General features: G+C 44.6%; 7 protein-coding genes. All 7 read left to right on the forward strand.

What is annotated here, in order from left to right; translation table 11 throughout:
- Positions 1 to 5 precede the first annotated feature (5 nt).
- Complete coding sequence (locus K1F36_RS18555) at positions 6 to 1,826, forward strand: RagB/SusD family nutrient uptake outer membrane protein (protein ID WP_220115118.1); 1,821 nt, start codon at positions 6 to 8, stop codon at positions 1,824 to 1,826.
- 36 nt (positions 1,827 to 1,862) lie between these two features.
- Positions 1,863 to 3,464 carry a glycoside hydrolase family 28 protein gene (locus tag K1F36_RS18560; RefSeq protein ID WP_220115119.1) on the forward strand — a complete coding sequence of 534 codons (1,602 nt, stop codon included), beginning with the start codon at positions 1,863 to 1,865 and terminating at the stop codon, positions 3,462 to 3,464.
- Between the two features lie 70 nt (positions 3,465 to 3,534).
- Positions 3,535 to 5,856, forward strand: a complete 2,322-nt coding sequence (locus K1F36_RS18565; RefSeq protein ID WP_220115120.1) for a GH92 family glycosyl hydrolase — start codon at positions 3,535 to 3,537, stop codon at positions 5,854 to 5,856.
- Between the two features lie 18 nt (positions 5,857 to 5,874).
- Positions 5,875 to 7,197 carry a sugar porter family MFS transporter gene (locus tag K1F36_RS18570; RefSeq protein ID WP_375587883.1) on the forward strand — a complete coding sequence of 441 codons (1,323 nt, stop codon included), beginning with the start codon at positions 5,875 to 5,877 and terminating at the stop codon, positions 7,195 to 7,197.
- 499 nt (positions 7,198 to 7,696) lie between these two features.
- A complete protein-coding gene (locus K1F36_RS18575) occupies positions 7,697 to 7,984 on the forward strand; it encodes a helix-turn-helix domain-containing protein (RefSeq protein ID WP_136564569.1) in 288 nt (95 codons plus the stop codon).
- A gap of 5 nt (positions 7,985 to 7,989) precedes the next feature.
- Positions 7,990 to 9,240 carry a type II toxin-antitoxin system HipA family toxin gene (locus K1F36_RS18580; RefSeq protein WP_220115121.1) on the forward strand — a complete coding sequence of 417 codons (1,251 nt, stop codon included), beginning with the start codon at positions 7,990 to 7,992 and terminating at the stop codon, positions 9,238 to 9,240.
- Positions 9,241 to 9,743: 503 nt separating this feature from the next.
- The coding region (locus K1F36_RS18585; protein WP_258539147.1) for a PAS domain S-box protein at positions 9,744 to 9,933 on the forward strand (190 nt) is incomplete at its 3' end.

A 9,933-nucleotide genomic window follows, 5' to 3' on the forward strand; every position in this document is an offset into this window, starting at 1 on the left:
AAGACATGTTCAGCAATAACAAATGTTTTTTCGTAGCCGGTATTTTTTCTTTGATGGTAACATTGTCCGGATGCAGCGAAGACTTTTTGAATGAAAACACAGTTTCCATTCAAACCACAGACACCTATTATACCACAGCACAAGGATATGAAGACCTTGTAAAATCTTGCTATACCCTTCTAAGGGATATCCATCAACAAAGGGAACTGGTGCTTCCCGGTACCGATATCTTCACAAATGCAAATTGGATAGATGGAGCAGGAGACGCTTTCAATACGTACGATGTAAGACTGAACTCCTCCTTGGATGAACTCCAGGACCTTTGGGATTTGTTATATCGTGAGGTATATAGGACCAATACAGTAATTTCCCGTCAAAACAACGTGGACGGTATGGACCCTGCCGTATTGTCCATACGCGTAGCTGAAGCCAAATTTCTTCGGGCCTTCAGTTATTTCTACTTGGTGCAACAATGGGGTGATATACCCATGCCCGTGGAAGAAGTCGTGACCGCCTCCCGCGAAGTGATCAAAGTAAGTGCCAGTGAGGTTTATGATCAGATCATTGCCGATCTGGAGGAGGCTGAATCGGTTTTGCCGGTAAGTAGTGCCGATTATGGTCGGGCAACCAAAGGGGCCGCGCAATTTTTATTGGCCCGGGTCCATTTGACCAGAGGTTGGAATTTCAATAATTCACTGGGAGGCACTCCTGCCGATTTTGAAAAAGCAAGGGAGTATGCCGATCAAATTATTTCAGCTTATCCCTTGGCAACAGCGTATTCCGATCTGTTCCCACAACGATCGGAAAACCCTTTGTTCGAAACATTTCCAGCACAGGACGATCAAAATCCTGAAATTGTTTTTGCCGTGCAGTTTGTGGACGATCCCATCACCAATTTTGGAGATCCTTCAAACAGTGATCGATTGGAAGGGAATGACTACCATTCCATATTTGGCGGATCGCCTGATATCGTGGGTTCTGAAGGAAGGACTAGTACCTATAACAGATTTCTGCAAATTCACTTGGCTACACCGGCCATGTACCGATTATATGATCCAAGCCTTGACAGAAGGTACCACCATAATTTTGTGGATGTGCAATACGCCTTGGTGGATGTGAACAATTTTGTGCCAGATCCAGCTAATCCATCAGAGACCATCAACATTATGAGAGGGGATTCCGTACTCTATTTTCGACCATGGAACGACCCGGCACCACGATCGGAAAAGGGATTGGATGTTGGCGGCAACAAACATTATGCGGTGCTGAACACAGATGAATTTGGCGATAATGCGCAGACACCTTTCCACAGTATTGACATTACACCGATGATGTGGAAGTTTTGGCAACCGGGCATAGAGTATGGGGATGCCTTTGGCACCTTCGATTTTGCGTTGTTCCGTTCTGCCGAAGCCTATCTGATTGCCGCGGAAGCCATCTTAAAAGGAGCATCCAACGGAAATTTAGGAGGGGCCGAAAATTATTACAACAGCATTGTGGACAGGGCCTTGGGGACCGATAGTGGCATGGATCCCTTACAAGCTATGCATCCAGAAGATGTTACCTCCCTAGAAACAGTCTCTTACCGTGCAGCGGGCAACTTGACCATGGATATGATCTTGGATGAAAGGGCACGGGAACTCATGGGCGAATACTGTAGATGGTTCGATTTAAAAAGGACCGGAAAACTCATTGAGAAAACCCAATTGAGAAACCCCATTGCACGTCGATCGGCAACCATGGAGGAAAAACACTACCTGCGCCCATTTCCACAGGCGGAGATAGATCGTTCCGTGCCTAGTATTAACAATAACCCGGGGTATTAGCAATCACCATTGCAACCTCATAAATAATTGAGATATATGAAAAATACAAAGGAAGTACCCTTTTTCATATTGCTGTTCCTTAGTATGAACTTGCTTTGGGGACAGGAGTATATGATCACCGATTTTGGGGCCAAACCTGATGGAACAACATTGAACACCAAAACAATACAATCGGCCATCGATAAAGTCAGCAAAAAAGGCGGGGGAAAGATTATTTTTCCAAGAGGGGAATTCCTTTCGGGGTCTATCAGCTTGAAGAGCAATATAGAATTGCATCTTCAAAAAGGATCGGTCTTATTGGGAAGCACCGACCCCGATGATTATGGCCAGGATGATCCCAAGGGTCCGGATCTTGATGAAAATAAAGTGACTCCTTCAAGGATGGCCTTGATCGTTGCGAATAACGTCACTAATATTGCATTGACCGGCCAGGGTACGATTGATGGACAGGGAATGGCTTTGGCCGTGACGATAGATAGTCTGCACCACTTGGGCGTTCGCAGGGTCCATAATTACAATTACCGAAGAATGCGTCCAAATGAAGGCTCGCGGCCCATGTTATTTGCATTTACCGAATCCAAGGAAATCACCGTGACGGGCCTACATCTAAAAAATAGCGCCTGCTGGGGCCTCTTCTTTGAACGGTGCTCGGACATGGTGTTGGACAGTCTTAAGGTTACCAACCGTGCGTTTTGGAACAATGATGGAATGGACATCACCGACTGTAAAAATGTAAAGGTCACCAATTGCAATCTGGATACCGCTGACGATGGGATTTGTTTGAAATCCCATACGCCCGGCTATTTCAACGATAACATTTATGTGGCCAACTGCACCATACGAAGTAGTGCCAGTGCCGTCAAATTTGGTACGGCATCACATGGTGGATTCAAGAACATCACCATAGCGAACATCAAGGTCTTTGATACCTTTCGGTCGGCCATTGCCATTGAAAGCGTGGATGGAGGGGATATTGAGAATATAAAAGTTTCCAACGTTATTGCGGAGAATACAGGAAATGCCATTTTTATACGGCTGGGGCACCGTGCTGGAGAAAAGCCGGGGACCATCAAGAATGTGCATATCAAGGATGTAAAGGTACAGGTGCCCTTTGGAAGACCGGATATCGATTATGACCTGCGTGGCCCTGAAGTGGATTTTTTCCACAACCCATTTCCATCATCCATTGTCGGCATTCCAGGCCACAATGTCCAAAATGTGATCTTGGAGAATATCGATATCAGTTTCCCTGGACGGGCTTCAAAAGCTATGGGCTATATCCCTTTGAACGATTTGGACCGAGTGCCGGAGAAAATTGATGATTATCCTGAATTTTCCATGTTCGGCGAATTGCCCGCTTGGGGATTCTATGTTCGCCACGCAGAAGGGGTGACGTTTAAAAATGTGACCATCAACGCCCGAAATACTGATTTTCGTCCTGCATATGTTTTTGACAGGGTGCAAAATATTTCGATCACGGACAGTGATGTGGTTCCCGTATCCACCGCAGATCAATTGGTCCTGAAGGATGCCAAAAACATCTCGATTTCCAATGTAAAGGTAGATGGAAAATCAATTGCTAAAATACCGGTCTATGGGATCACCCTAGGCTTAGAGGGAATAGAATCGCTTGATTAAATACATATAAACCGGCATTTTTCAGACTTCCTTGGTTGAAGAAGTGCACCAGAAAAGAGATTTCCAAAGAATGAATAAATTAGGTCCCATAAAACCCTTTTTCAGCATATTTTTGATTGTACCATTCCTTGTTTCCGTTCAACTCATGAGAGGGCAAAACAGCAAGGAAAAGACACCGGTGGATTTGGTATATCCGCAACTTGATACGGAGAATTCCCGATGGTTTTTCTTCTCCTCTGCATGCAGGCCTTTTGGAATGGTCAATTTGAGCCCCGATACGGAAACCGACGGTGCTTGGGGCAGTGGCTATCGCTACAAGGTCGATAGCATAAGGGGATTCAGTCATATCCATGCTTGGCAGCTTTCCGGGCTTTCGGTGATGCCTATCGATTTGGGGAAAATAGATATGGAAACGCCCCAGTATGATTATTCCTCTTCCTTTGACCATGCCAAAGAAGAAGTCTCCCCAGGTTACCACAAGCTCCATTTGGACCGGTACGATATCGATGTGGAACTGACCAGTACCAAAAGGGTCGGGTTCCATCAGTATGATTTCAATACGGAAAATGGTGCAGTCCTCATCAACCTGAGCGGTCAATTGGGGCCCTCAAAGATTGAGGATGGGTCATTGGAACAAGTTGCCCCTGGGATTTTTGAAGGGGAACTCACCAATGCGCCGACCATGAGAAGGCCAAAAGCCACAAAGGTGTTTTTTAGGATAGTCTTGGACAGGGATGTCGACGAAGTATCAAATCCATGGGACGATGGAAAATTAATTCTAAGACTTAAGGGAGGTACGGGAAAGGTAAAAATGAAGGTCGCCCTTTCCTACACATCAAGGGAAAATGCAAAATTCAACCTTGAACACGAATTGCCACACTGGGATTTTGGACAAATCGTGCAAGATTCAAGGTCGGAATGGAACCAACTGTTGGGCAGGATAAAAATAAAAGGTGGTTCCGAAGAAGAACAGCGTAGATTTTATACCGATCTGTGGCATGCACTTCAAGGCCGAAGGATTATCAACGATGCCAACGGTTACTACCCGGACAATACAGCGGATACCTTCAAGATCGAACAACTTCCGCTTTCCGAAAGTGGGGAGCCACTGTTCAATCATTTCAATTCTGATTCCTTTTGGGGAGCACAATGGACCATCAATACACTTTGGCAACTGGTGTATCCTGAAATAGCGGAATCCTTTGTCAACTCCCTGCTCCAATATTATAAGGATGGAGGGATGGTGCCAAGGGGCCCTGCGGGCGGCAATTATACCTATGTCATGACCGGGGCGAGCAGTAGTCCTTTTATTGTAGGTGCCTATCAGAAAGGCATTCGTGGTTTTGATGTTGACATGGCTTACGAAGCCCTCAAAAAAAACCATATGCCGGGGGGCATTATGGCCAAGGCCGGATATGAACACGCAACCTCTTTGGGTGGAGGCCTGGGCCATTACATTGAAGAAGGATATGTGCCCTTCCCCTTACCTGAAGGCCAGTTCGGATATCATCAGAACGGTCCTTCCCTTACCTTGGAATATGCTTATCAAGATTGGTGCCTTGCGCAGTTTGCCAAGGCATTGGGCAAAAAAGAAGATTATGGGTATTTTATGGCCCGTTCCAAAAACTATAAGAACGTATTTGACCCGACTACTGGATGGGTCCGCCCCAAAAACAAAATAGGGGAATGGCTCGAACCGTATGACCCCTTTACCCATGGTTCGGGATTTTCCGAAGCGAACGGTGCACAGAATACTTGGTTCGTGCCCCACGACTTAGAGGGGCTCTCCGAACTCATGGGGGGAAAGGCCAAGGCGGTCGCTAAACTCAATCAACAGTTTGAGGAGGCCAAAAAACTGGGGTTCACCTCTGGCACTTCGCATGCCCAAGAGCTTCATCCTGAATATTCACGAATCCCGATCAATTATGGGAACCAGCCTTCCATACAGACGGCATTCATATTCCAGCATTTGGGTAGACCCGATCTTACACAGTATTGGGCTAAAGAGGTCGCAAATACAGTATATGAAGGATTGACCCCTGCCCGTGGTTACAATGGGGATGAAGACCAAGGATTGATGGGCTCCCTTGCGGTTTTGATGAAAATTGGTTTGTTTCAAATGACTGGGGGGACGGAAATGGAACCGATGTACCAAATTACAGGGCCCATCTTTGACCGAATTGAGATTGAACTGAACCCTGACTACTATGAAGGGAAACCCATTGTGATTCAGGCAGAAAACAACGAAGGACAAAGCCCCTATATCAAAACGGCAAGTTTCAATGGAAAAAAGTTGAAGGACTTCACCTTGAGCCATGAATTGCTGGTGCGAGGGGGTACACTTCAGCTCAAGATGTCCCCGCCAAATCATAAAGATCATTCCAGTAATTAAATCAAGAACACAGTGAAAATCAGCAATCAAAGCATGTGGTCGTTTACGGCCTCACTGGCAGGGTTTTTATTCGGATTTGACACCGTTGTCATCTCCGGGGCCAACCTGCCCATCAAAGAACTTTGGCATACCAGTCCTTGGTTCCACGGAACCTTCATCATGTCCATGGCACTTTGGGGTACGGTATTGGGATCTTTGTTGGGAGGAATTCCAAGTCAACGCCTAGGGCGTAAGAAAACACTCATATGGATCGGGGCACTATATTTTATTTCTGCCCTGGGTTCAGGGCTCGCCCCAGACCCGTATACCTTCTCATTTTTTAGGTTCGTCGGAGGATTGGGGGTAGGTGCGTCCACGGTGGCGGGACCGATGTACATCTCAGAGATATCAACCCCAAAAAATCGGGGGAAATTGGTGGCACTGTATCAATTCAACCTGGTTCTAGGGATTTTGATCGCTTTCTTTTCCAATTACCTGTTGAAAGGATTTGATGGGAACAATGATTGGCGTTGGATGATGGGCGTGGAAGGGATTCCTGCGGCCATTTATTTCGTATCGGTCTTTTTCATACCCAATAGTCCGAGGTGGTTGGTCACGGAAAAACAGGATAAGGATCGTGCGCGGCAAGTATTGGAAAAGATGGGGGTCGATAATGTGGAAGAAGATCTTCAGAAGATAGAAAATGCGGAATCCATCCAGGAAAAACAGGAAGGGCGCATTTGTATCAAATACAGGAAACCTTTGCTGTTGGCCTTTCTTATCGCTTTCTTCAATCAACTCTCCGGAATTAATTTTGTACTGTACTATGCACCGGAAATTTTGGAGATTGCTGGGCTTGCCACAAAGGAGTCACTCTTCAATTCGATTGCGATTGGTGGTATAAACCTGATATTCACTTTTGTCGGTATTAGCCTCATCGATCGCATTGGAAGGCGACAGCTTCTGATTATCGGTTCAATTGGCTATATTTCCAGTTTGTTGATGATTGCTTTTTCATTTTATGCAGATCTGGGTGCTGGCGTGCTCTTGGTTTCGATCATGGCTTTTATTGCATCACATGCCATAGGTCAAGGTGCGGTCATTTGGGTATTCATAGCCGAAATATTTCCAAATCATGTCAGGGCATATGGCACCTCGTGGGGGACTGGAACGCATTGGGTCTTTGCGGCCTTGATAACTTTGTTGGGGCCTGTGATCATTGCTGTTTTCAAAGAAAACCCTTGGCCCATTTTTGTGATCTTCGCGGTTTTGATGATGTTTCAATTGCTGTTTGCCCTATTCATAATGCCCGAGACCAAAGGAGTTTCCCTCGAGGACATTCAAAAGAAATTAGGTATTTAGGGGTACTTGTTCAGATGAAAGTGGTGAAAGGATAAACTTAATCAAATCTTAGCAACGGAAGTACTACTATCCAAGGATAGCTTGAACAGTGTCCTTGACAGTCTTCTGATCCGCAAGTACAATATGGTACATTCGTCATTTGTGGAAAACGATTTTACATCTGCAAATATGTTCACGGCTCACTTTCATCCGCCGCAGGTGGTATACGTTTAAGGCCAACGAAAACGGAAAATTTGAGCCACCCAATATTTGGTTTTAGTGATTTGAAAATTAGATTTTATATTAGTTTTTGAGGGTGCTCAATTTTGTCCGGCGAGTGTGGCACACCATATCTGGCGTTTCCATTTCCAATTGCAAAGGTCTTGTACTAATTGGTCATCGCCTCTTGGTTTTGTGGGGTCTCGGTATAGCTGATTTAATTCTTCTCTAGATGACATTAAATATTATTTGTTGCTAATTTACAACAAAAATCGTATTTTTGTCGTTAAAGAGCAACATTGTGAACTCTAAGAAAACCATATTGCTTCCTAAATATCAAAAGATCTTTGACCAAATCGGTGAAAACATCAAGCTGGCAAGAAAGCGGAGAAAGCTCACGACAGAACAGGTATCGGAACGAGCCGGCATTCACAGGGCTACCCTTTATCGCATAGAAAAAGGAGACCCGGCCGTGGCCATTGGTCTGTATTTTAATGTGCTTAGGGTACTAAATCTTCAGGATGATTTTTTGAAGTTGGCCAATGATGATGCATTTGGTAGGAAATTACAAGACCTGGATTTACTATAATAGAGATGGCAGAAGGAAAATTTGATATATACGTTTTTGCAGACTGGGCAGGCTTGGAAGGTCCGACCTTCATAGGTACGTTATCCGCACATATTGCCAAGGGAAAGAAAGCCTTCAGTTTTGAATATGACAAAGGTTGGTTGAAAACCGATGCACAACGCCTTTTAGACCCGGATATTGAATTTTATTCCGGGCCACAGTTTCCCGCAAACAAAGAGAATTTTGGAATCTTCCTTGACAGTATGCCGGACACTTGGGGCAAGACCTTGATGAAGCGCAGGGCGGCACAGGATGCAAGGGCTAACAATGAAAAACCGAAAACCCTCTATGAGATTGATTATTTGCTAGGGGTGTTCGATGAAAGCCGTATGGGAGCCTTGCGTTTTAAAACCGATTTGGACGGTCCTTTTTTGGACAATGATGCCCAAACCCCAACGCCACCCTGGTCTTCACTAGGTGATTTGCAGGAAGCCGCTATACAACTGGAAAGTGATGATCAAAGTGAAGCCATAAGGAAATGGATTGCTGTTTTAATTGCACCAGGTTCCTCTTTGGGCGGTGCCAGACCCAAAGCCAATATTTTTGACACGCAAAAGAATCTGTGGATTGCCAAGTTTCCATCAAAAACGGATACCATTGACAAAGCCCTATGGGAGTTTTTGGCCTATCGGTTGGCCATAGCCTCCGGAATTGAAATGGCAGCATCCAGAGTTGAAAAGATTAGTGGGCAATACCATACTTTCCTGACCCAACGATTTGATAGAAAAGGTGAAGATCGGATACATTTTGCCTCGGCAATGACAATGACCGGTAATACCGAAGATTCAATAAAAGATACTCCGCCAAGTTATCTTGAGATTGTCGAATTTATAGAGAACTATGGGGTTGACGTGGAGGCCAATCTACATCAGCTATGGCGCCGCATTGTGTTCAATATTGCGATTTCCAACACAGATGACCACTTGCGTAATCACGGGTTTATGTTGACCGATAAGGGCTGGGTATTATCGCCAGCTTACGATTTAAACCCATCCATCGAAAAGGATGGGCTTTCCCTAAACATCGATATGGACGATAATGCTCTGGAGCTTGATCTGGTGAAAAGCGTGGGCGAATATTTTCGCTTGGGCAAAGAAGAGATGAATACTATTTTGGATGAAGTTCTGTCGGTAGTTAAGGACTGGAAAACAATCGCCAGGGAAATTGGAATAAAAAATGCGGAGATAGCATTGATGGCTGGGGCTTTTAGGGTGTAATTACTAACTGTGGTGTAAAATTTTTTAGTGCTACACATTTAGTTGAAAATAAGAAACAAATAAATTTTGACAGCTTCCGTTTTAAAAATCTTAAAGAAAGATGACTGAACTAAAATTAATACTGTTTCTAATTTTAATCAGATCGGTTTTTAAGGGAAGTTTACGGTCCCAAGGGAGCGCCACAAAGTATATGACAAAACTCCTTATTGGAAGAACTGGATGGATAAGGCCACAAAAAACGGAAAATTTGAGCCACCCAATATTTGGTTTTAGTGCGTTGAAAGTTAGATTTTTGTGATGGTCTTGAGGGTGCAATTTTGTCCGGCGTTTCCATCCAAAGCCACAATTAAAGGAAAGGCGGACTTTATCCTGAAATTCCTATATGGTATATACAACGAAGGTTGCAGGTATATTCCTACATGGTCATTTCGATAGGGTTGTTATATTTGTGAAGCATCCACCTTGATGGAAGAAAGACCAAAGAACAACCAGCACCCGTACCAATGATCACCCAATCCAAAACAGGCCTGCCCGGGACCTTGGCCCCATTTTTCAACCAATCATTCGATTGTTTGTGCATTGCAAACTTTGAAGGATATTTTGTGGACATCAATCCAGGTTTCATCGAAATGTTAGGCTACTCCAAAGCGGAATTGATGTCAAAAAAAATCTCGGAATTCATTTATCCCGAGG

The organism is Flagellimonas abyssi, from assembly GCF_019457905.1.
In the GTDB taxonomy this organism is placed as follows: Bacteria; Bacteroidota; Bacteroidia; order Flavobacteriales; family Flavobacteriaceae; genus Flagellimonas; species Flagellimonas abyssi.